Genomic DNA, 23840 nt, shown 5'->3' with positions numbered 1-23840 from the left:
TTTCTTACTTGTGGTCAGACATCCATTTACGAACTTCTTGGCGAATGGCTGCAGCATCTTCTGCTGTTTTTGCGACCACTAACAAACTATCATCATCAGCAATAACGCTAAAAAGACTATCTTTGAAATCTTCTAACAAGAAACGTTTGATTAAGCGACTGTTTCCTGGAATGACATCAAGATTAATCATATTTTCAAGACCTGCAGTTTCTTCTGAAACAGCAAGGACAGTGCTTTTAATTGGAACAGATACTTGTCCAACTTTTTTAGTTTTATCTTTTGAAAGACCGTAAATGTATGGTCCATCAACTGACGGCACTTTGATGATACCAATCTCATTCATATCACGAGAAATGGTAGCCTGTGTCAAAGTGAGTCCTTCAGCTTCAAGCAACTTTAGCAAATCATGCTGTGTTTCAACAGCATTTTCAGCAACAATCTTTTTAATTAATTCTAAACGTTCACTCTTTTTCATCTTTAAATTCCTTATGCGCTTTTTCAACAATTTCTGGAATCATAGTAGCAACTAAATTTTTCGCATCAGCTGATTTTTGCAAATGCGCCAAAAATTCAATATTACCATGTCCACCTTGGATAGGTGAGAAATCAAGCCCTTTAACTGTAAATCCGAAATCGACAGCAAAACTTGTCACAGTTTCCAAAACTTTTTGGTGAACAGCTTTGTCACGAATGATTCCATTTTTTCCGATTTGGTCACGTCCAGCTTCAAATTGCGGTTTAATAAGAGCTACCACTTGACCATCATCAGCCAAAATATTATGAAGTGCTGGCAAAATCAAATTCAGCGAAATAAAGCTGACATCGATACTAGCAAAAGTTGGTTGCCCTTCGGTAAAATCAGCTAATTCAGCATAGCGGAAATTATACTGTTCCATGCTACGCACACGTTCGTCTTGACGTAGTTTCCAAACCAATTGGTTAGTTCCCACATCAACAGCATAAACCAATTTTGCACCATTTTGTAGCATCACGTCTGTGAAACCACCTGTTGAAGCCCCAATATCAATCGTTGTTTGGCCATCAACAGAAATCTCAAAAACTTGCAAAGCTTTTTCGAGTTTTAGTCCACCTCGACTGACGTATTTTAGTTTTTCACCTTTTAGTTTTAATTCTGTTGCGTCATCAATTTTTTCACCTGGTTTGTCGTAGCGCTCGCCATTAATAACATTGACTACTAAACCAGCCATTACTCCACGTTTTGCCTGCTCACGTGTCTCAAAAAGCCCTTGTTTATAGGCTAGTACATCAACTCTTTCCTTAGGCATTTAGTCGTAACCTTTCTATCATTTCTGTGATTTTTTCTGCATGTAAGCCATGAGTGGCTGAGAGATTTTTGAAAATCGCTAGCGCTTGGTCAAGCGATTGATTTAAAATTTCATAAGACTTATCTAAACCAAGTAAGCTTGGGTAAGTCGCTTTATCAGCTAGCAAATCTTTTTTCGGTGTTTTTCCAATTTCTTCAAAACTTGCTGTTACATCTAAAATATCATCGCGAACTTGGAAAGCAAGCCCAATCAAGCTTCCTGCTTTGCGCAGCTCCTCAAGTTCTTCAGCAGCTACACCCGCTACAATACCAGCCGCCACAACAGGGAAGGTTAATAATTTTCCTGTCTTGTTGGCATGGATCAACTGCAATTCTGAAAGGCTGAGTTTGCGTTCTTCCCCTTTCATATCAAGCATTTGACCACCGACCATACCATAAGTTCCTGAAGCATGTGATAATTCTGCAATCAAACGAATCTTGATGTCAGCTGCTAGCGCAGCATTTGCCACCAAATCAAATGGGTCTAAAAAGAGACTATCTCCAGCCAAAATCGCTGTTGCTTCATCAAATTTTTTGTGGTTTGTTAAGCGTCCGCGACGGTAATCATCATCATCCATGGCTGGCAAATCATCGTGAATCAAACTACCTGTGTGAATCATTTCAAGAGCGGCAGCCACATCATAGTGAGCATCTGTCAATGAAATTCTAAAACCTTCTAGCAATTCTAGGAAAATCAATGGACGGATACGTTTGCCCCCAGCATCAATAGAATACAAGATTGACTCAATCAAGTCAGGTGATACTAAGTCTTTTTGTTCGTAATAACGATGAATGGCTTGACCAATTTTACTTACTTTATCCATTAGGCATCCATTTCTGTTTCAGTTCCGTCAGCTTGCATCACTTTAACAAGTGTTTTTTCAGCTGAATCTAGTGTTTTTTGCAATTCTTTTGAAAGAAGCATTCCTTTTTGAAATTCAGCGATAGCATCTTCAAGAGCTACGTCGCCGTTTTCAAGTTTTGTCACAATCGCTTCTAAATCTTGTAAATTTTCTTCAAATGTTTTTTTACTTGGCATCTTTTACCTCCACTTCGAGTTGACCGTCTTTTAATTGAACCGTCAATTGGTCTCCTGGATTGACATCGGTCACACTTGAGATGACTTTATCATCTTTTTGCACCATCGCATAGCCCCTAGCAATAATACGGCTAGTATCCAGAGACAATAAGGCATCTTGTGCCTTTTCAAATCGCGCTAACTTACTATCGTATTGACTAGTCATATTTGATAACAATAAACGTTTTAAGCTTTGCAAATTGTCTTTGTAATGCTTAATCTGACTATCAAAATCCAAAGCAAGTAAACGCTGGTGTAATAACTCTTGACGTTGTTTAGCTTGGCTAAATTGGTTTTGCATGGTATTTGTCAAGGACATGGTCAAGCGGTCCAGTTTTTGAACATAGCCATCATATAAACGCTCTGGCTGCCTAAATATCACTGAATTTGCTAATTTATCAAGACGTTCTTGACTTTGCTTAATGCGACGCAATGTCGCTTGATAGATTCGATTATCACGCTCAGCAATCCAAGAAATAATATCAGCCTTAGTCACAGGTGTCGCAAGCTCAGCAGCCGCTGTCGGAGTCGCTGCACGACGGTCGGCTACATAATCTGCCAAGGTCGTGTCCGTCTCGTGTCCCACACTCGAAATCACTGGCAAACGAGATTCAAAAATCGCTTGAACAACAATTTCTTCGTTAAAAGCCCACAAGTCCTCGATAGAACCTCCACCACGACCAATAATCAAAAGATCTAAGTCATCACGTTCGTTTGCCTTAGCGATATTAGCAGCCACTTCCTGACTAGCACCTTCGCCTTGAACCTTTGTCGGGAAAAGCAAAATCTCAACCCCAGGAAAACGACGCGACACTGTCGTGATAATATCTCGAATAACCGCACCACTTGGACTGGTTACCACACCGATTTTCTTCACAAATTGAGGCAGTTGACGCTTATGACGCTCATCAAAGTAGCCAGCTTCTGCTAATTTCTTCTTCAACTGTTCAAATTGCAGCGCTAAAGCACCAATACCGTCTGGCTCTGCCTTTTCAATAATAATAGAATATGACCCACTCGGTTCATAAAGTTGGACACGTCCCACAACATTGATTTTCATGCCTTCTTCAAGCTCAAAACCAAGTTTTTTAAAAGTCCCTGCCCACATCGTCGCTTGAATCACCGCATTTTCATCTTTCAAAGAAAAATATTGATGCGTTGGACGACGTCGAAAATTGGAAACCTGACCTGTCAAATAAACCCGCTCCAAATAAGGATCGCAATCAAACTTTAATTTAAGGTATTTAGTTAAGGTCGAAACACTTAAATAATCTGACATGACAGGCTCCCTTCCATAGTATTTTTGGCTTCATACAAATTTTGCATATCATTTACTATTATAGCAGAAAAAAACTGTCCAGTGGACAGTTTTTTCATGAGCCTAGAAATTCAAAAGCGAGTTATGTCCACTGGACAGTTTTTTCTCGAGCCTAAAAATTCAAAAGCGAGTCTATTGAAAATCGAAAATTTTTTCTAATTCTAGAACCTCTAACTAATGCACACTAACGATAACACCTTCTGGCATGTGTTCAAAAAGCCACTTGGCATCTTCTTTTGATAATCTTACATTTCCATCAGTACATGCCCTTCCGAGTTTCTTCATCTCTCCTTTCAAGACCTTTCCTTTCCAATCTGTCGGAAGACTTTGAAACTGACATGCTCCATGGTCTTTAAAGGATACCCAGTAACAAACACCTCGGTTCAAACTATCATCATAAGAAAAGTCACCACGTTCTGCCTCGATAGCAAATTTCCCCGTTGGTGTTGGCGTATCTTTAGCGCCAGTCGATACTTTGGTTTTAAAAATGACATCATTTTTAGAATAAACAATCATTTTCTGCTGTGAAATTGACACTAAAATACTTAAATGATCATACTTTGACAAGTCAGGATAAATTTTCTTCTGAGTTTTCTTCATGCTTTTTTCAAAAGCATACTCATCAAGTCTAACCTCAGATTCTTGATGAGTAACCATCAGTTGTCGACAAAGACTATAACCAACCACTAAGTTAGCAAAAGTCAAAAGTAAGATAAGAACCTTTTTTGAAAACTTCTTTCGCATTCCCTTTTCCTAAACTCTACCTCGACCAGTTTAAGCACTGGTAGAAGCCCCTTCTCCTTTTAATCTATTAAAACGTAACGTCTTAAACCACCATAGCTAAGATAAGAAATCCATTGATGACCATCCGCATACAAAGCCTTGTCATAGCGGACTTGGTAACCTACATCAAGCGTGAATTCTGTTGGTGCTGATAAACGCGGTTGACTCTTGACCTCTTTTGAACTTGTAAAAGTATAAGTCCCACTTTGTGGCATCGCTGGTGCCTTAGGTGCTTCAAGGGTTGTTTTAACACCACCAACACCTCTCAAAGAACCATCTGCTTGCTCATAATAAAGGTGGATATTGTACTCACCATAATTATTTTTATGGTCACTAACATTAACTCTTGTCCTATAACTACCATCAGCTTGTTTAGTTGCAGTGTACCAAATAATGTCATCTTGTCCTCCCTGCGTTGACCAGACAGGTACCTTAACCGCTTTCAGTGAACCAGGATTAGACACATTAGTTACCAAAACATCAAAACCTGCTGCAGACTGATTGCTAATGTGTAAATCGCCCGACAATCTTGCTTCAGGAATCGTCACTTGAGTTCCTGCAACACCTTGCAGCTGCCCATTTGATTCTATATAATAAAGGTGAATATTATAAGCACCTCGTTCATTACGATGGTCTGAAAGTTTAACAGTTACCTTATAAGTCCCATCGTTTTGTTTGACACCATCGTACCAAATGATATCATCTTGGTCATTCTTGACGGTCCAAATAGGAACCTTGACAGCTGATACACCGTTGGCATCTGAAATATTCGAAATAACCACATCAAAATCACCGTTAGCATGATTATTAACCGAAATATCTCCTGTTGATTTTTGATTTGTCAAAGTTGCAATTGGAATATAGCGACGAACGCCACTATGGCTGACATAGGAAATCCATTGATGATTATCAGCCTCTAAAACTTGGTCGTAGTAATCTAATTTATAACCCTTTTCAAACGTAAATTCAGTCGGTGCCGACATACGAGCTTCATTTTTTACTTCTACTGTATTTTCAAATGTGTAAGAACCTTGAGCAGGAAGCGTTTGGGCACCTGTTGCTTTTTCTGGTAAGGTAACTTGCTTTGCTTCTACTCCTTGAAGGTGTCCGTCACTTTCTTGATAATACAAGTGGATCATAAAGGTTCCAGTTTCACCTTTATGATCCACTGTATTCACATGAACTTTGTAATCGCCATTACTTTGTCTAGTAGCATCGTACCAGATGATATCATCTTGATCGTCCTTAAGAGTCCAAACAGGAACTTTAACACTTGTAATCCCCTTAGGATCTGAGATATTTGTTACTAGGACATCAAAGCCTTGGCTTGTCACATTTTGAAAATTAAGTGAGCCAGATAATTTTTGAACAACTTCAGCTGTTAATTTAGAAATAGCAGCATAACGGCGTTGACCTGAATAAGAATTATAAGAAATCCATTGATAACCATCTCGTGTTAAGACTTGGTCATAAAAAACACGGTCACCAGCGTTAGCATAAAAAGCAACTGGAGCTGAGACACTCGGCTCATTTTTTACTTCTGTCTTTTGAGAATAAGTGTAATAACCTTGGCTTGGTAAATTACTTTGAGCAGTAACAGACACTTTTGATTCTCTAACAAAAGACTCTTGATTGGCTTTTGCTTCACCTTCTAAAGTAGTCGCATCAACAGTGACAGTCTCAGGAAAGTCCGCTGACTGATTAATTTCTTCGCTAACAACGGTCTCTTGTTCTGGCTGATTTTCTTCTGTAGATACTTGATTATCCTTTAAAGCTAGGTTTTGATCAGCATTCACAGCTTCTTCTTTAGCACTAATATCAAGCACTTCACTAGGCTGATTAACTTTAGAAACAAGTTCTCCCTCATTTGTTTCCTGCTTAGTGTTTTCATTAGTTACTACCTGATTATTACTTGATTGAGTGACTTGTTCTTGTAACATGGCATCCGCTGACAACATATCCTCAGCTGCTACAACATGTCCTCCCATAAATAGCACACTTGCTACCAAAACAGATACAACTCCAATGCTATATTTACGAATTGAAAAGCGTTGTGCTCTTTGACTAAAATTACCTTTTTTCATAATATCTTTCCCCTCTTAATCTTAAAAAATTCCCAATTTAATGTTTAAAATATGGATGCTCAGAATCAGAAGCACATTGTCCAATAATAAGACAATCACTTGTCCTTACTTCTCCCAAAAACGGATCACCAATTCCCTTCGGTACCACAATAAATGCTGCACTTTCAGTCAATGAATTGGGATCATAAATTGTCCCAAAACAAACATTACCTTTAACAATATTTGTCTTGACTTGATAAGGTGACTGTGTTCGTGAAAGACTTGCCTGCCCATCTTGCGCTAAGGTGACTGATTCTCCCAAATCATTACTCCAAGTCCCAGAAAGGCTAGAAAAATCACCATAGGCAAGACACTCAAAATCAATATCTGACTCACTTGGTTGATTCGCCTGATCTTGACTAGGTGAGACCACCTTAGTTTCATCATCTTGCGCTTCATTTCCTGCAGCAGTCATATCCGTAACAGAAGGTGATGATGCCACAACTTCTTGATTGGTTGAAACGTTTGGCTTCATCACTTTCTTTTCAGCTCTACTTTTACTTGTTCGAGTCACTTTTATGTGACTACTACTAGCAGGTTTGGCCCTTTCAGTCCTTGAACAAGCTCCCAATAAGAATAACGAGCACAGTAATGTTACAGTTACTTTACATTCTTTTTTCATAAAAATCTCCTGAACCATTGCTGATAAACAAGCGATAAATATCGTTGTATCAGCATTTAACAGCTAAATTATTTTATAGAATCGGCCAATTCTGCCAATATTATAGAGTAGTTTTTTACAGAAGTCAATATAAAACTGTAATATTTGTAACATTTTTGAAATATTTTACTTTGTTAGTATTTTGGAGAACAAAAAAGTACACTTTTTACAATAAAAAGTGCACTTTCCTATTTTATTCTGATAATTTTTTCATGACTTTTGGAAGAGCAGCGCTGATTGTTGTCGGTAAAACGACATAAGCTTCTTGACTGAGTTGTTCAGCGATTGCTGAGTGCAGATAAGTTGCCACTGCTACACTCTCAAAAAGATTTTCCTTAAATTGTGCTACAAAGCCTGCAATCATCCCACAGAGGGTATCGCCCATGCCACCAGTTGCCTGATAAGGACCACCAACGGTTAATTCTCCAACTTGGCTACCTTGCAAGATTTTGGTGTGATGACTTTTAGCTACTAAAATCGTCTCTTTTGGAAAATTAGCTAGAGCTGCTTGTGTCTTTTCAAGACTTTGGGCAGCAATTGTCAAACCAGACAGACGTTCCCACTCCTTTTGGTGCGGCGTTAAAATGATGTGTCCTGCCTGACAGAAAACTGGCATAGCTTTGGCAAGAAGATTTAAAGCAGAGCCATCAACAAGCAAAATCTGATTTTCAGAAACTTTAGAAAGCACTTCTTCAAACACACGTATAGCTTTGCTATTTTCCCCTAAACCAGGACCAATCAAAACCACATCTGCCTTGGCAAGATTTTCTGCTAAAAATTCTTCGTCCTCACAATCAAAAGCCATAGCTTCTGGTAAGTGAGCGTGAAGCGCTGCAATATTCTCGCGCTCCGTCGCTACTGTCACTAGGCCAGCACCACTTTTAACCGTAGCTAAGGCACTCATGATAATAGCCCCGCCATAAGGATAAAAGCCACCAATCAAGAGCACACGCCCATAAGTTCCTTTATGAGAATCCGCTTGACGTTTAACAACAACCTTGCGCGCTAATCGTTCGTCAATAATCATGCTTTCACACTTCTAAGAGCTGATTGATAAGTTTGTTCCATCAGCATAGTGATTGTCATTGGACCAACGCCCCCAGGAACTGGTGTGATGAGACTAGCTACTGGTTCTACTTCATCAAACTTAACGTCCCCAATTAATTTGCCATTTTCATCACGGTTCATACCAACATCAATGACTACAGCACCTTCTTTGACGAATTCCTTAGTCACAAAATGTCCTTGACCGATTGCCACAATCAAAACATCTGCTTGTTTTGTCACACGCGCCAAGTCACGAGTACGTGAATGCGCTAGTGTCACTGTTGCATTTTTATCAAGCAAGAGCTGCGCCATTGGTTTTCCGACAATATTTGAACGACCGATAATAACTGCCGTTTTTCCTTCTAAATCAACTTCGTAATCACGCAATAATTCCATGATTCCAGCTGGTGTACATGGAACCATGACTGGACGTCCATTCCACAAATGACCTGTGTTGATAGGGTGAAAACCATCCACATCTTTTTTAGGATCAATTGCCAAAATCACACGTTTATCATTGATGTGGGCAGGAAGTGGTAATTGCACCAAAATCCCGTGGAAGCGATCATCGTTGTTGTATTGCTCAATGACTTGAATCAATTCTTCTTCGCTAGTTGATTCTGATAAACGAACTGTTTCACTCAAGAATCCAGCTTTCTTAGCAGAACGCTCTTTATTACGCACATAAACCTGACTAGCGGGATCATCACCAACCAAAATCACCACCAAACCAGGCACAATACCAGCTTCAGCTTTTAATTTTTCAACCTTCTCAACTAATTCATTTTGCATTTTAGCAGCTAAAGCTTTACCATCTATAAGTTTTGCCATGAAATTCTCCTGATATTTATTTCCTCTATTATACCAGAAAGCGACTTCATAATAAAATATTTTTTAATAAATTATCAGAATATTCTATAAAAATACAATAAAAAAATACCTGCTCAGATGAGCAAGTACTTCTTTTCTTATTTCACTTTTGCATTTTTATGTTGGCTATCTTTTACGGGACACGAACAATTGCAATCACCACAAGAGCCTTTACCCTTGATGAAACTTCGTAAGCCCATAAAGACAGCAAATGCAATTAGCAATGCAATAATAATAGTCGCCATAAACATTATTCTCCAACTTTTTCTAGATTATCTAATGTAATCACTTCTTCTTTTTCTTGAGCTGGTTTTCTCACGATAAAGTAGATAATCGCAATTAATAGAACAACTGCTACGATTGTCCAGAAGTTAATACCTTTACCGTAGAAAGCAACAAGTCCAAGTTGATAAATAATCAGACTAACAACGTAAGCAAGACCTGTTTGGAAACCAATAGCTCCAAGTGTCCACTTAGCATCACCCATTTCACGTTTGATAGCTCCCATTGCGGCAAAACATGGTGCACAAAGAAGGTTGAAAATCAAGAATGAGTAACCTGCAAGAGCTGAGTAATCCAATTGCAATGCGTGGTACAAACCATGAGTTGTACTGTCATTGTACAAGATACCAAATGTTCCGACAACGGCTTCTTTGGCAGCAAGACCAGTTGCAGCAGCCACTGTTGCTTTCCAGTTACCAAAACCAAGTGGGGCAAAGAGCCATGAAATCAATTTACCAAGTGAAGCCAAGATAGAGTGGTCAGTATCAACAGCTTGGAAAGTAAAGTTATAAGTTGACATGAACCAAATAATAACTGTCAAGCTAAAGATAACTGTACCAGCACGTTTCACAAAGCTAAGAGCTTTACCAAAAGCGTAACGTAACACACTCATGATTTTTGGCATGTGATAAGCTGGTAATTCCATGATAAATGGACTGACATAGCTGCCGAGTAATTTCGTTTTCTTAAGAGCAATCCCTGAAAGGATAATTGTAATCACACCAATGAAGTAAGTTGATGGGGCAACGATTGGATTGTTAGGGAAGAAAGCTCCTGCAATCAAAGCAATAATTGCCAATTTAGCTGAACATGGCATGAAAGTTGCTGTCATAATTGTGATACGACGGTCACGTTCATTTTCAATGGTACGACTAGCCATAACCGCTGGAACACCACAACCTGTTGCAATCAACATTGGAATGAATGATTTACCAGACAAACCAAAACGTCTGAAGACACGGTCCATAACGAAAGCGATACGGCTCATGTAACCAATATCTTCCAAAATACCCAAGCAGATAAAGAGGACAAAGATTTGTGGCAAGAAACCAAGGACAGTTCCGACACCAGCCACAATACCATCAATGATAAGTGACTCTAGCCATCCTGAAACATGAAGAGCATCAAGACCAGATTGAACCCAACCAGGAACCAATTCACCAAAGAGAACATCATTAACCCAGTCAGTTCCCATTGTACCAACAGTTTGAATTGAAAGATAGTAAACCAAGAACATCACGACAGCAAAAATTGGTAGGGCCAAGATACGATTGGTAACAATTCGGTCAATTTTATCTGAGACTGTCATTTTGAAATTGCTATCTTGGTTTTGAGCCATTTTAGCCACACGTTCGATAAATTCATAACGTTCATTAATGACGATTGATTCAGAATCCTCAGTAAAGAGTTCTTCTGTAATCTTAATGACTTGGTTGATTTCACCTTTTTGGAAATCTGACAAGTTAATTTCGTCTTGAACCAAGCTATCACGTTCAAACAATTTGATAGCGTAGAAACGCGCTGAACGTTCTGGAACAACATCTCCTAAAATATCGATAATTTGCTTAACAGCTGCTTCGAATTGGTCACTGTAAGTTGGGTATTGAATAAAATCAACACTTTCTTTTGTCGTATTAGCTGCTTTTTTAACAGCTTTATCGACACCTGTATTTTTAACCGCACTAGTTGAAACAACTGGAACACCTAATTGATAAGAAAGTTTATCAACATTAATTGTTTTACCTTGAGCTTTTAGGGCATCACTCATATTAAGAGCAACAGTCACTGGAATACCTGTTTCAATTAATTGAGTTGTCAAGTAAAGGTTACGTTCCAAGTTTGTTGCGTCAACAACATTAAGAATGCTGTCAGCATCATTACTCAATAAATAATCACGCGCAACCTTTTCTTCAGGCGTGTAAGGTGACATTGAATAAATCCCTGGTAAATCTTGAACTTTCCAGTCTGCATGTTTCTTAACTGTTCCGCTTTTACGCTCAACAGTAACACCAGGCCAGTTACCAACGCGTTGACTTGTTCCTGTCAATAAGTTAAAAAGACTTGTTTTACCACTATTCGGATTACCGATTAAGGCTATCTCTGTCATTTTTCCCCCTCGCTATCTACTTTTACGACACTAATCATTTGCGCTTCAGACTTACGAAGTGTCAATTCGTAACCGCGTAAGCTAATTTCAATTGGGTCTCCTAAAGGAGCAACTTTACGTAAGTAAACTTTTGTATGGCGAGTCAAGCCCATATCCATAAGACGACGTTTTGCTTCATTCATTGCATAAATACCGTCAACGTAAGCATACTCACCTACTTTTAACTCTGAAAGAGGAAGGGATAATAGAGCACCTTCTTCTTCTGTGACATCAATTTGACTTAAAATCGATTGATCAAAAGCCAAACGACTTGATTTAAGCATAACAATCGCACTAGTTGGCGTTTTAGAAACCACTTTAAGTGAGGCTCCTACTTTTAGCCCCAAGTCTGACAAGTGTCTAACACTCTCATCAGGTAAATCAATACTGACAATAGTGTAAGGAATACCAACTTTAGCATTCTGCAAAATCAAAATTCTTGACCTCCCCAAATTTTTTTGATAAAATATTTGACCTTCCGTCCGAATCATTATATCATAAACATAAGCGAAAAAAACCATAAAAATTAATTTTTTTCTTTATTTATACATTGATTAGAATCATTCTAAATAAAACCACCCCTTATTTAGAATCGTTATAATATAGCTGTTTTCACAGTCCTTTCATAGACTAAAACACTCTTAAAAATAACTAAAACATAAAAATTAAGTGTGCTTAATGTATAAAATCTACTAATTTATAGTTAATATTCCACTCATTTTTAAGTGCCTTTAACTTTCGTTTTTTTATAATAAAAAAACCTCAGTCGAGTTTGTAACTCAACTGGGGTTATTTTTTCTTACAAAACTTTACTCAAGAAATCTTTTGTACGTGCTTCTTTAGTGTTTTCGAAAACATCTTCTGGTGAACCTTGTTCAACAATCACGCCACCATCCATGAAGATAACACGATCAGCAACTTCACGCGCAAATCCCATTTCGTGCGTTACAATCGCCATTGTCATACCAGATTTCGCCAAATCTTGCATAACGCCAAGAACTTCACCAACCATTTCTGGGTCAAGTGCTGATGTTGGTTCATCAAAAAGAAGAACATCTGGATCCATGGCAAGACCACGCGCAATAGCAATACGTTGTTGTTGACCACCTGATAGACTTGTTGGGTAGGCATCAGCTTTATCGCGAAGACCAACTTTATCTAGCAAATCATAGGCTTTAGCTTGCGCTTCTTCTTTAGGAACACCTTTTGTCTTAATTGGTGACAAAGTGATGTTATCAAGCACAGTCATATTTGGGAAGAGGTTGAATTGTTGGAAAACCATTCCCATTTTTTCACGCATTTTGAAAATATCATTTTTCTTGTCGGTAATATCAACACCTTCAAAGGTAATCACTCCTTTAGTAGGTGTTTCAAGCAAGTTCATTGTACGAAGGAAAGTTGATTTTCCAGATCCTGAAGGTCCAATGATAACAACAACTTCACCTGCTTTAATATCAAGATCAATGCCTTTAAGCACTTCATTTTTTCCGAAATATTTATGAAGGCCTTTAATTGAAATAAGAGTTTCTGACATTAGTTGCTACCTCCATTTCCCATACGATTTTCAAGTTTTTTAAGCAAGAATGACAAGACTGTAGTCACCATGAGGTAATAGAATGCAGCAAACAAGAGTGGAGTGATTGGTAGGTATGTAGCAGTTACGACTGATTGCGCACCGTTCCACAATTCCATAACACCAATTGTTTGAAGAAGTGAACTGTCTTTGATAATCGTAATAAATTCATTACCAAGAGCTGGTAAGATATTTTTAAGAGCTTGCGGCAAAATAACATAGCGCATTGCATTCACAGGGCGAATTCCAAGTGAATATGCTGCTTCAAGCTGCCCTTTTGGCACTGCTTCGATACCGGCACGAACAATTTCAGAAATATAAGCTCCGCTATTTAGCGAAATGATAATAATACCTGGAAGCAAACGTGAAAAGTCAAGGTCCAAAACACCAAAACCTACGATAGGCGCATTACTAAAATGCATCCAAGCAAAGGCAATCATGATTTGCACGACCATCGGAGTTCCACGAAAGACCCAAACATAAAAACTAGCAATCCAATTTAAAATTTTAATATTTGTACGTTTAACTAAAGCAACCAAGATACCAATGATTGTCCCGAAAAAGACAACACAAGCTGAAATCATAATGGTTACAAGGACACCGTAGTTAAAATAAGCCCAATACTTTGGTAAAAATGAAAAATCCATTTGTGTCTCCTATAAGCAATAATCAATTAATTATAACATATGTTGAATAAAAATACCAATCACCACTAAAGGATGATTTTGCTCAAAAAGATTGATATATAGGGATTTTAGACACTTCTATTCAAAACGATTAAAAAGAATTTTTGCCTAACTATCAAGCATTTATAAAAAACAAAAAAGCCTAGAAAATCCTAGGCTTTTATCAATTCAAAATAGCAATATAAGAAAGCACAGAAACCACACTTAAAAATAGGATGGAAAGGACTTAAAATCCTTTGCCCTTATACTGTGTCTGAATTTTTTCTTTATCTTAGTAAAGAAGATCGTAAATTTCCATTGCGATCAAATCAATGCTGTCAAATGAGTAAGACTCACGTGCTTCAACATCACGCAAAGTGAAAACTGGACCATTTTCAGGGTCATTGCTGAAAGACACTTCTGCCACAACGACACCATCACGTTCAAAATTACGTTTAAGATTGCTACCATCAGTCGTCATTAATTCAAGACGATTGATAATTCTCACCAAATGTGATTCCATGACTATTCTCCTCTTCGTTTATTGTCCCTACTATTTTAACATAATTTCTCCTAAACAAACAACAAGAGAGTGCATTTTCTCACATTTATCACAATTTCTCGTCAAAAAAGAACGTTTTAAATCTCTTTTAGGGAATTATACATAATCGCTTTGATAGAATGCATGCGGTTCTCAGCTTCTTGGAAAATGACTGAGCTGTATTTTTGGAAGACTTCATCTGTGATTTCAAGTTCAGCTAAACCATATTTATCATAGATATCTTGACCAATTTCTGTGTTTAAATCGTGGAAAGCAGGCAGGCAATGCATGACAATTACATCTGGATTTCCTGTCTTTTCAACCAAATCAGCATTAATTTGATAAGGTAACAAAAGGTCGATACGTTCTTTAAAATCAACTTTTTCACCCATTGACACCCAAACATCTGTGTAAAGCATATCAACGCCGCAAACAGCATCAAGGTCATCAGTAATAGTTAATTCAGCTCCGTTATTGTGTTCTTGTGCGATCTCAATGATTTCTTTTTCTGGCTGTAAGCTGGCTGGCGCAATGATTTTTACATTCACACCAAGAATAGCTGAGGTAACTAGCAAAGAATTTGCCATATTGTTGCGTCCATCCCCGACATAAGCGATTGTCAAACCTTCTAGTTTTCCAAAAACTTCTTTTAATGTCATAAAGTCAGCAATCATTTGTGTTGGATGCCAAGTATCTGTCAAACCATTCCAGACAGGCACACCAGAAAATTCTGCCAAAGCTTCAACATCAGATTGCTTGAAGCCACGGTATTCAATCCCATCAAACATTGAACCTAGAACTTTTGCCGTATCAATTACGGATTCTTTTTTACCAAGTTGAATTTCACTGCTTCCAAGATAGGTCACATTCATCCCTAAATCTTGCCCTGCTACTGTAAAAGCAGAACGTGTTCTGGTACTTGTCTTCTCGAAAATAAGAGCGATATTTAAGCCTTCTAAATATTTATGAGCAATTTTCTTCTTTTTCAACTCTTTAAATTTCAATCCCAAATCAATCAGATTAGTCAGTTCTTCCTTAGTAAAATCAATCTCTTTCAAAAACGAATTATTAAAAACCATAGGCCAATCCATCCTTTTCTTCTTGAATAATATACCTAATTTTAGCATAATTATACACTTTGTCAAGCCTATTTTGAATAAAAATAAATTTTAATTCAGAAAACCATGTCACTTATAATTGACATGTCATATATATTGTACTATACTTAATGCAAGAAAGATTAGGATGGAAAAATGAACCGAGTTAAAGAATTTCGAACTAATTTAGGTATTTCTCAGCTAGCCCTTGCTAAGCAAATAGGAATCGCAAGGCAAACCGTTAATTTAATTGAAAATAACAAGTACAATCCTTCACTTGACCTTTGCATCAAGTTAGCCGAGGCATTAGGAACTGATCTAAATACACTATTTTGGGAGACTCGCCATCTTTAAAAAGAAATTGGGAATTAGGAGATTTAGTCATGAAAAAAAGTAAAGGGCCGCTATGGCCACGATTCATCAAACGATTTTATGGTATTAATGGAGCATTGGACGAATACCGTGAGCAAGAAGTTAACCGAATTGGAAATAAATTATTTATCTTGCTCTTCCTTTTCGAATTTATTTCAACAGCTCTCACTTTTCTCTTGAGCACTGTCTGGAAAAAATCTGCTGAATTTTTTCTCTACTGCAATGCTTTTTTCATTATTTTTATCCTGCCAATGGTGTTGATGACAATGCTGACAAATAGAGACTTGCAAGGACCTTTTGAAGTCCCAAGAGATAAACTTGAGATAGAGCGTCAAAAAGCTAAGAAAAAAGGTTGGCTTAGTGGAGTTGTTTTTACCATTTTTATGCTTGTTTTTAATATGTTTAGCAAATGGCAAGAAGGTGAAAATCCTTTTGAAATTTTGTTCAATCCTCTCTTCTTAAGCATCCTCATTTTTTCTGGTTTTATTTTTGGAGCTGTTATGGGGTCTATGGCTGCTAGCCAATTGACCCTGAAAAGGATTAGCACTCTTTTTATAAGAGTGCTAATTTTTTAATGCTTTTTACTTGATTTCCTAGTGGCTAGTGCTATAATGTAAGTATGAAATCTGACTATCTTTGACCTTTATTACTTTAGTCAGACATTACGAAAGGAGGGTATTTTATATGCTCTGTCAAAATTGTCATTTAAATGAATCTACTATTCACCTGTATACAAATGTCAATGGTCAGCAAAAGCAAATTGATTTGTGTCAAAATTGCTATCAAATTATGAAAACTGACCCAAATAACGCTATTTTAGGAGGATTAGGAGGTAATCCTCAATCATCTTCTAACCAAACAAACCAATCATCGAATCCTTTCGACGATTTCTTTAGTAATCTCAGCGGATTCCCAGCATTTGGTAGCCAAGGATTCCAAAATACTCCTCCAACTCAATCTGGTGGAGGCAATAATAACGGACGTGGTGGCAATGGCAACAACAATTTCCGCCCAAACGGACCAGCACAACAAGAGCCTAAAGGCTTGCTAGAAGAATTTGGTATCAACGTTACTGATATCGCACGCCGTGGTGATATCGACCCTGTTATCGGACGTGATGCTGAAATTGTTCGTGTTATCGAAATCCTTAACCGCCGTACAAAAAATAATCCTGTTCTTATCGGGGAACCTGGTGTTGGTAAAACAGCCGTTGTTGAAGGCTTAGCCCAAAAAATTGTCGACGGAAACGTTCCACAAAAACTCCAAAATAAACAAGTTATCCGCCTAGATGTGGTAAGCCTTGTTCAAGGAACTGGTATTCGTGGTCAATTTGAAGAACGTATGCAAAAGCTCATGGAAGAAATCCGTGAACGTAAAGATGTTATCCTCTTCATCGATGAAATCCACGAAATTGTCGGTGCCGGTAATGCTGGTGACGGTAACATGGATGCTGGTAACATCTTGAAACCAGCTCTTGCTCGTGGTGAGCTACAATTGGTTGGTGCAACTACTCTCAATGAATACCGTATCATCGAAAAAGATGCTGCGCTTGAACGTCGTATGCAACCTGTAAAAGTTGACGAACCAAGCGTCGAAGAAACTATCACTATTCTTCGTGGTATTCAAAAGAAATACGAAGATTATCACCATGTTAAATACAGTGATGATGCTATCGAAGCTGCTGCTACCCTTTCAAATCGCTACATTCAAGACCGTTTCCTTCCAGATAAAGCTATTGACCTTCTCGATGAAGCGGGTTCTAAGATGAACTTGACACTCAACTTTGTTGATCCAAAAGAAATTGACAAACGTTTAGTTCAAGCCGAAAACCTAAAAACTCAAGCCACTCGTGAAGAAGATTACGAACGCGCAGCATATTTCCGTGATCAAATCGCTAAATACAAGGAAATGCAAAAACAAACCATCAACGAAGATGATATTCCAGTGATTACTGAGAAAACTATCGAAGCAATCGTTGAAGAAAAAACAAACATCCCTGTTGGTGACTTGAAAGAAAAAGAACAATCACAATTAATTCACCTTGCTGATGACTTGAAAGAACACGTTATTGGTCAAGACGAAGCCGTTGATAAGATTGCAAAAGCCATCCGTCGTAACCGTGTTGGTCTTGGTACACCAAACCGTCCAATTGGTTCATTCCTCTTTGTCGGTCCTACTGGTGTCGGTAAAACAGAACTTTCAAAACAACTAGCTATCGAACTCTTTGGTTCAGCTGACAGCATGATTCGTTTTGACATGTCTGAATACATGGAAAAACACGCCGTCGCTAAACTCGTCGGAGCCCCTCCGGGATATGTTGGTTACGAAGAAGCTGGTCAATTGACTGAAAAAGTTCGTCGAAATCCATACTCACTCATCTTGCTTGATGAAGTTGAAAAAGCACACCCTGATGTCATGCACATGTTCTTGCAAGTTCTTGATGATGGTCGCTTGACTGACGGTCAAGGACGTACCGTAAGCTTTAAAGATACTATTATCATCATGACATCTAATGCTGGTACTGGTAAAACAGAAGCTTCAGTTGGTTTCGGTGCTGCACGCGAAGGACGTACTAATTCTGTTCTTGGACAACTTGGTGACTTCTTCAGTCCTGAATTCATGAACCGTTTTGATGGTATTATTGAATTTAAGGCATTAAGCAAAGATAACCTCCTTCATATCGTTAACCTTATGCTTGACGATGTCAATAACCGTTTAGCAACTAACGATATTCATCTTGAAGTAACTGATAAAGTTAAAGAAAAACTTGTCGACCTTGGTTACGATCCTAAGATGGGAGCTCGTCCATTACGTCGTACTATCCAAGATTATATCGAAGATGCTATTACCGACTTCTACCTTGAACACCCAACTGAAAAAGATTTGAAGGCAGTGATGACAAGTAACGGTAAAATTGTCATTAAATCAGCTAAAAAAGTTGAAAAAGAAGAAACTGTCTCAGCAGAATAATAAATTTAGCCTAGAAAATCAGATTTTCTAGGCTTTTTTATATCAACCAATTATCAAAATCAAAATATTCCGACAATTTTCTAGCAAAAGACAACTTTTTTTAGTATAATAACAACAATAGCCACTCTTACAAATCTACTTTAGAGATTAATCATTCCATCTCCACTCATTCGGACACTTGTTTTATAGGAGAATATTATGTCAAATCCAACTTTTGGTGAAAAACTTGATAATGTTGAATACAAGGCACGCTATGGAGTGTATGCCATCATTCCAAATGCAACTAAAGACCAAATCATTTTAGTTCAAGCCCCTAACGGCTCTTGGTTCCTTCCAGGCGGAGAAATCGAAGCGGGCGAAGATCATTTTTCAGCCTTAAAACGCGAACTTATTGAAGAACTCGGCTTCTCAGCTGAACTTGGTTATTATTACGGACAAGCTGACGAGTACTTCTATTCACGTCATCGTGATACTTATTTTTATAACCCAGCTTACCTCTATGAAGTCACACATTATGAAAAAATTGGGGCACCGCTTGAAGATTTCAATCACCTTGCTTGGTTCCCAGTCGATGAAGCTATTGTAAAATTAAAACGTGGCAGCCATAAATGGGGTGTTGATGCTTGGAAAAAAAATCATCATTAAAATCTCATAATCTAAGTTTTTCACCTAAAATAGTGTTATAATAATGGTAGAAAGTTCATAGGAGGAAATTTATGAGGTTAATCAACACAACAAGTAGTCATTCCGAGCTAGTTCGTAACCAGCTTCGAAACACGGACGCTAAACTCGTTGAGACTTACTCTGCAGGAAATACCGATGTTGTTTTCACTAAAGCACCAAGTCATTACGAACTGTTGATTTCAAACAAGTATCGTGCTATCAAAGAAAGTGAAATCGAAGCCATTCGGGAATTCTTCCTCAAACGCAAAATTGACAAATCTACCGTTCAATTAGATCAGTTGAAAACCTTGCATACAGCGAATCTAATTGAAATTTCCTTCCCAACAGTTCACTAATCAGGTTTTAAAAACCTGATTTTTTTAGTTTACATACAAAAAAACGAACTCAAATGAGTTCGTTTTTAGTTATTATAGGTTATCGCATTATTTTGCTTTAACTTCAAAGCCTTCTGCAACTGCTTCTGGGAAGTTAGCTTCAACGATTTCAGCACAGTGGTCACAAATTGTAACACCGTATGAACGTTCTTTAGCTGTTGGGTCTACGCGACGGCAACGATCACAAACTTCACCTTCAGCATGAGCTACTGTAAAGGCAACACCATCAAAGGCAACTGCATCTGCTGGAGCAGCTTCGTCAGTAACAGTCAATTGTGATACGATCAACAATTGAGCAATGTCACTATCAAGGGCAGCAAGAAGAGTTTTCACTTCTTCACCAGCGTAAATTGTCAAGTGAGCTTCTAATGATTTACCAATAACTTTAGCGTTACGAGCTTCTTCCAAAGCTTTTTGAGCTTGGTTACGAAGTGTCATGAAGGCATCCCATTCTTCAAGAATATTTTCTTGACCTTCGAAGACTTCAGCATCTGGTAATTCTGATAATTGAACGAATTCTTCTGGTTCGAATTCAAGGTATGACCAGATTTCTTCAGCTGTGTGTGGAAGAATTGGAGTCAATAATTTAGTGATTTTAACCAAGATATCGTAGAAGACTGTTTGCATTTGACGGCGAGCAATATTGTCTGCTGCTTCGATGTAAACAACGTCTTTGGCAAAATCAAGGTAGAATGCTGACAAATCAACTGTGATAAAGTTAACAACAGCTTTGTAAATTGTCATGAAGTCATAGTCTTCATAAGCTTTACGGATTGTTGCTACCAATTGGTTGAATTTAACAGTCATGTATTTATCAACTGAACGCAAGTCTTCATAAGCTACAGCATCTTTATTTGGATTGAAGTCTGTTGTGTTAGCAATCAAGAAACGAAGTGTGTTACGGATTTTACGGTAAGTTTCTGAAACTTGACCAAGGATTTCCATAGAAACACGTACGTCAGCATCAGTATCTACTGAAGCAACCCACAAACGAAGGATTTCAGCACCGTATTGTTTTGCAACGTCGTTTGGTGAAATGATGTTACCTTTAGATTTAGACATTTTTTCACCTTTACCATCAAGAACGAAACCTTGTGAAAGCACAGCTTTGTAAGGTGCATGTCCGTTAACAGCAACTGAAGTGATCAATGATGAGTTGAACCAACCACGGTATTGGTCAGAACCTTCAAGGTAAAGATCAGCTGGATATTCCAAACCTTCACGAGCATTCATAACACCATTCCATGAAGAACCTGAATCGAACCATACGTCCATGATATCAGTTTCTTTAGTGAATTCACCATTTGGTGAACCTGGGTGAGTGAATCCTTCAGGAAGAAGGTCTTTGGCATCACGTTCCCACCATACGATTGAACCGAATTCTTCGAACAAGTCAGCCACGTGATCAGTCACTTCTTTAGTCATGATAGCTGTACCATCTTCAGCATAGAAGATTGGAAGTGGAACACCCCATGCACGTTGACGTGAGATTACCCAGTCACCACGGTCACGAATCATGTTGTAAAGACGAGTGCGACCCCATTCTGGATAGAATGTTGTGCGATCAATTTCATCAAGGATGTCTTGACGGAATTTAGAAACAGATGCGAACCATTGTGGAACAGCACGCCAGATGATTGGTTTTTTAGTACGCCAGTCAAATGGGTATGAGTGAGTGATAACTTCGCTAGCAAGTAAAAGATCACCAAGTTTTTCTTTTACTGTTGGAACAACTTTATCATAGAATTGACCTTGGAATTCAGGGCCAGCATTTTCCATCATGATACCGCGTTCGTCAACTGTAACAGCAACTTCAAGGTTGTATTTGATACCTACATTGTAGTCATCTTCACCAAAACCTGGGGCAGTGTGGACAACACCAGTACCAGAATCAAGTGTAACGTGGTCACCCAAGATAACAAGTTCGTCTACTTCTGTATCCCATGGGTGTTCAGTAACGATGTATTCAAGTTCAGTACCTTTGTGTTTTGCAAGAACTTCAAATGATTCCCAACCGAATTTTTCAGCAAGGCTATCAAGAAGAGCTTCCGCAACAACAAATTTACGATCATCGTTAGCAGGTTTAACAACAACATAATCCATATCAGGACCAACAGTCAAACCACGTGAAGCAGTTACTGTAAATGGAGTTGTTGTCCAAACAACGATATAAGTATCAGTATCAAGCACACCTTTACCATCTTTAACTTTGTTAGCATAGTAAAGTGATGTTGAGTCAATATCGTGATATTCAATTTCAGCTTCGGCAAGAGCTGATTCTGATGACCATGACCAGTAAACTGGTTTTGCACCACGGTAGATATAACCTTTATCAGCCATTGCACCAAAGACACGAATTTGTGCAGCTTCGTATGCAGGGATAAGTGTTACATATGGATTTTCCCAATCAGCAGACACACCAAGACGTTTGAAGTCTTCACGTTGTTTGTCTACTTGGCTAAGAGCGTATTCACGACACATTTCAAGGTATTCAGTCAAAGGAATTTCTTTACGTTTTACACCTTTTTTAGCCAATACTTGTTCAATTGGAAGTCCATGTGTATCCCAACCAGGAACATAAGGAGCACGGAAACCAGACATTGATTTTGAACGCACAATAATGTCTTTAGAAATTTTGTTCATGGCGTGACCAACGTGGATATTACCATTGGCATATGGAGGTCCATCGTGGAGGTTGAATGAAGGTTTGCCTTCGTTTAATTGTTGACGTTTAGCATAGATGTCTGCTTCTTCCCATTCTTTTTGCCATTTAGGCTCTTTGTTTGGGAGTCCAGCACGCATTGGAAAAGCAGTTTTTCCAAGATTAAGCGTTTCTTTTAATTTCATGACTACTCCTTATAATAAATAATATTCAACTGCCCATGATTGACTCATTGACAGAAAAATGACTTTTTGAAGTGGTAAAACAAAACGAGCTCTCGTCTCAATAAGGACGAAAGCTCGTGGTACCACCTTAGTTTAGAAATTTAGCTACACTAAAAATAGGGTAGAAATCTAAATTTCCCTCTTTAACCCGTAAGGTGAGTTTATCCCTTTTATCTTACTTTATTCAGATAAAATCTTAGAAAAGGATAACTGATATCCCAGTGATTGCAGACCTCGCACCATCGTCCACTCGCTGTTAATATAGCATATCAATCGCGTTTTTCTTATTCTTCAATATTTAATTTAAATGTTTGTGTTTCGTTAAGATTGATGTCATCAGCATCATCAATAACAGGAAGTTTTTGTGTTTCTTCAAGGTGTTTGTTTCCTGCTTCTACACGACGTTGCAATTCTTCCATTTCTTCTGGAGTGAATTGACGTGTAGCATCCATTGACAATTCATCATCAGCTTCAGGCATTTCTTCTTCCAAAACTTTTTCAACAACTTCACGGAAAGCTGCATCTGAATTTTGAAGGTAAACAGCTGTTGGTTGCAACAATTCTGTCCATTCTGGTGAATTTGTCAAACCAAGTTGACCTTCGATAGCAGCAACCAAACGTTGGTGGAAGACACGAGTTTGACGTTTCAAGTCTTCTGTTTCAACTGCAACACGTTTAGCTTCATCTGTTGCATCACGCAAGATTTGGTTTGCTTTAGATTTTGCTTCGTCAATCAAATGTTGTGCATCGTAGTTAGCTTTGCTAACAAGGTTAGCAGCTTCATCATTAGCTGATGTTTTAACTTTTTCAGCAGTTTCTTGAGCAAGAATAACAGATTGGCTCAAAGATTCTTTCATTTCATCAAAGTAAGCAAGTTTGTCTTCCAAATCTTTGATTCTGTTTTCTTGTTCATGATTGCGACGAACCAAGTCTTCGTAGTCATCGACAACAATATCAAGAAATTCATTAACTTCTTCTTCGTCGTATCCACGAAATTTTAATTTAAATGTTTTATCTTTAATATCAAGTGCTGTAAGTGCCATTGA

Annotated in this window: 24 protein-coding genes; 5 read left to right on the top strand and 19 right to left on the bottom strand. The window is 38.1% G+C overall.

Annotated features, from left to right (window positions below):
- Positions 1-4: 4 nt before the first annotated feature.
- The 17 genes from BLR83_RS00415 to argF all read right to left on the bottom strand — a co-directional run bounded on the left by BLR83_RS00415 (position 5) and on the right by argF (position 15490).
- Positions 5-475, bottom strand: a complete 471-nt coding sequence (locus BLR83_RS00415; RefSeq protein ID WP_074559509.1) for an arginine repressor — start codon at positions 473-475, stop codon at positions 5-7.
- Positions 462-1286, bottom strand: a complete 825-nt coding sequence (locus tag BLR83_RS00410; protein ID WP_074559507.1) for a TlyA family RNA methyltransferase — start codon at positions 1284-1286, stop codon at positions 462-464. The genes BLR83_RS00415 and BLR83_RS00410 overlap by 14 nt, the downstream gene beginning before the upstream one ends.
- Entirely contained in the window at positions 1279-2148 is an 870-nt protein-coding gene (locus BLR83_RS00405; protein ID WP_074559505.1) for a polyprenyl synthetase family protein, read from the bottom strand. The genes BLR83_RS00410 and BLR83_RS00405 overlap by 8 nt, the downstream gene beginning before the upstream one ends.
- Positions 2148-2363, bottom strand: coding sequence for an exodeoxyribonuclease VII small subunit (locus BLR83_RS00400; RefSeq protein ID WP_006531527.1), 216 nt, complete (start codon positions 2361-2363; stop codon positions 2148-2150). The genes BLR83_RS00405 and BLR83_RS00400 overlap by 1 nt, the downstream gene beginning before the upstream one ends.
- The gene (gene xseA, locus BLR83_RS00395; RefSeq protein WP_074559503.1) at positions 2353-3681 is read right to left on the bottom strand and encodes an exodeoxyribonuclease VII large subunit; all 1329 of its coding nucleotides are present in this window, start codon (positions 3679-3681) and stop codon (positions 2353-2355) included. Before xseA ends, BLR83_RS00400 begins: the two co-directional genes overlap by 11 nt.
- A gap of 213 nt (positions 3682-3894) precedes the next feature.
- On the bottom strand, positions 3895-4464 hold the full coding sequence (locus BLR83_RS00390) for a L,D-transpeptidase (protein WP_074559501.1): 570 nt from the start codon (positions 4462-4464) through the stop codon (positions 3895-3897).
- Between the two features lie 59 nt (positions 4465-4523).
- Complete coding sequence (locus BLR83_RS00385; RefSeq protein WP_074559499.1) at positions 4524-6587, bottom strand: GBS Bsp-like repeat-containing protein; 2064 nt, start codon at positions 6585-6587, stop codon at positions 4524-4526.
- A 37-nt stretch (positions 6588-6624) separates the two neighbouring features.
- The gene (locus BLR83_RS00380; RefSeq protein WP_074559497.1) at positions 6625-7248 is read right to left on the bottom strand and encodes a DUF6287 domain-containing protein; all 624 of its coding nucleotides are present in this window, start codon (positions 7246-7248) and stop codon (positions 6625-6627) included.
- 232 nt (positions 7249-7480) lie between these two features.
- On the bottom strand, positions 7481-8314 hold the full coding sequence (locus BLR83_RS00375; RefSeq protein ID WP_074559495.1) for an NAD(P)H-hydrate dehydratase: 834 nt from the start codon (positions 8312-8314) through the stop codon (positions 7481-7483).
- Positions 8311-9165: a bifunctional methylenetetrahydrofolate dehydrogenase/methenyltetrahydrofolate cyclohydrolase gene (locus BLR83_RS00370; RefSeq protein WP_074559493.1), complete on the bottom strand. Its 855-nt coding sequence runs from the start codon at positions 9163-9165 to the stop codon at positions 8311-8313. The genes BLR83_RS00375 and BLR83_RS00370 overlap by 4 nt, the downstream gene beginning before the upstream one ends.
- Positions 9166-9302: 137 nt before the next feature.
- Positions 9303-9449, bottom strand: a complete 147-nt coding sequence (locus tag BLR83_RS00365; protein WP_039697306.1) for a FeoB-associated Cys-rich membrane protein — start codon at positions 9447-9449, stop codon at positions 9303-9305.
- 5 nt (positions 9450-9454) lie between these two features.
- Positions 9455-11593, bottom strand: a complete 2139-nt coding sequence (feoB, locus tag BLR83_RS00360) for a ferrous iron transport protein B (RefSeq protein WP_074559492.1) — start codon at positions 11591-11593, stop codon at positions 9455-9457.
- Complete coding sequence (locus BLR83_RS00355; RefSeq protein WP_074559490.1) at positions 11590-12066, bottom strand: FeoA family protein; 477 nt, start codon at positions 12064-12066, stop codon at positions 11590-11592. Before BLR83_RS00355 ends, feoB begins: the two co-directional genes overlap by 4 nt.
- Positions 12067-12431: 365 nt before the next feature.
- Positions 12432-13166, bottom strand: coding sequence for an amino acid ABC transporter ATP-binding protein (locus BLR83_RS00350; protein ID WP_074559489.1), 735 nt, complete (start codon positions 13164-13166; stop codon positions 12432-12434).
- A complete protein-coding gene (locus BLR83_RS00345) occupies positions 13166-13852 on the bottom strand; it encodes an amino acid ABC transporter permease (RefSeq protein WP_020916387.1) in 687 nt (228 codons plus the stop codon). Before BLR83_RS00345 ends, BLR83_RS00350 begins: the two co-directional genes overlap by 1 nt.
- A gap of 310 nt (positions 13853-14162) precedes the next feature.
- Complete coding sequence (locus tag BLR83_RS00340; protein ID WP_004230761.1) at positions 14163-14393, bottom strand: DUF1797 family protein; 231 nt, start codon at positions 14391-14393, stop codon at positions 14163-14165.
- 116 nt (positions 14394-14509) lie between these two features.
- On the bottom strand, positions 14510-15490 hold the full coding sequence (gene argF, locus BLR83_RS00335; protein ID WP_074561075.1) for an ornithine carbamoyltransferase: 981 nt from the start codon (positions 15488-15490) through the stop codon (positions 14510-14512).
- A 174-nt stretch (positions 15491-15664) separates the two neighbouring features.
- Here argF and BLR83_RS00330 point away from each other — a divergent pair, with 174 nt between their 5' ends.
- From BLR83_RS00330 to BLR83_RS00310, 5 genes are all read left to right on the top strand, one after another.
- Positions 15665-15862: a helix-turn-helix transcriptional regulator gene (locus BLR83_RS00330; protein ID WP_039697275.1), complete on the top strand. Its 198-nt coding sequence runs from the start codon at positions 15665-15667 to the stop codon at positions 15860-15862.
- 29 nt (positions 15863-15891) lie between these two features.
- Positions 15892-16455, top strand: a complete 564-nt coding sequence (locus tag BLR83_RS00325) for a DUF3278 domain-containing protein (protein WP_074559487.1) — start codon at positions 15892-15894, stop codon at positions 16453-16455.
- 109 nt (positions 16456-16564) lie between these two features.
- Positions 16565-18850, top strand: a complete 2286-nt coding sequence (locus tag BLR83_RS00320; RefSeq protein ID WP_074559486.1) for an ATP-dependent Clp protease ATP-binding subunit — start codon at positions 16565-16567, stop codon at positions 18848-18850.
- A 198-nt stretch (positions 18851-19048) separates the two neighbouring features.
- A complete protein-coding gene (locus BLR83_RS00315) occupies positions 19049-19495 on the top strand; it encodes an NUDIX hydrolase (protein WP_074559484.1) in 447 nt (148 codons plus the stop codon).
- 71 nt (positions 19496-19566) lie between these two features.
- Positions 19567-19869, top strand: coding sequence for a DUF1827 family protein (locus BLR83_RS00310; protein ID WP_020916381.1), 303 nt, complete (start codon positions 19567-19569; stop codon positions 19867-19869).
- An 87-nt stretch (positions 19870-19956) separates the two neighbouring features.
- Here BLR83_RS00310 and ileS read toward each other — a convergent pair whose 3' ends face one another.
- Positions 19957-22755 carry an isoleucine--tRNA ligase gene (ileS, locus tag BLR83_RS00305; protein ID WP_074559483.1) on the bottom strand — a complete coding sequence of 933 codons (2799 nt, stop codon included), beginning with the start codon at positions 22753-22755 and terminating at the stop codon, positions 19957-19959.
- Positions 22756-23078: 323 nt separating this feature from the next.
- The gene (locus BLR83_RS00300; protein ID WP_074559481.1) at positions 23079-23837 is read right to left on the bottom strand and encodes a DivIVA domain-containing protein; all 759 of its coding nucleotides are present in this window, start codon (positions 23835-23837) and stop codon (positions 23079-23081) included.
- Positions 23838-23840 lie beyond the last annotated feature (3 nt).

The sequence above is a fragment of the Streptococcus equinus genome, from assembly GCF_900101445.1.
Taxonomy (GTDB): Bacteria; Bacillota; Bacilli; order Lactobacillales; family Streptococcaceae; genus Streptococcus; species Streptococcus equinus_B.
This window is presented reverse-complemented; position numbering and strand designations above follow the sequence as displayed.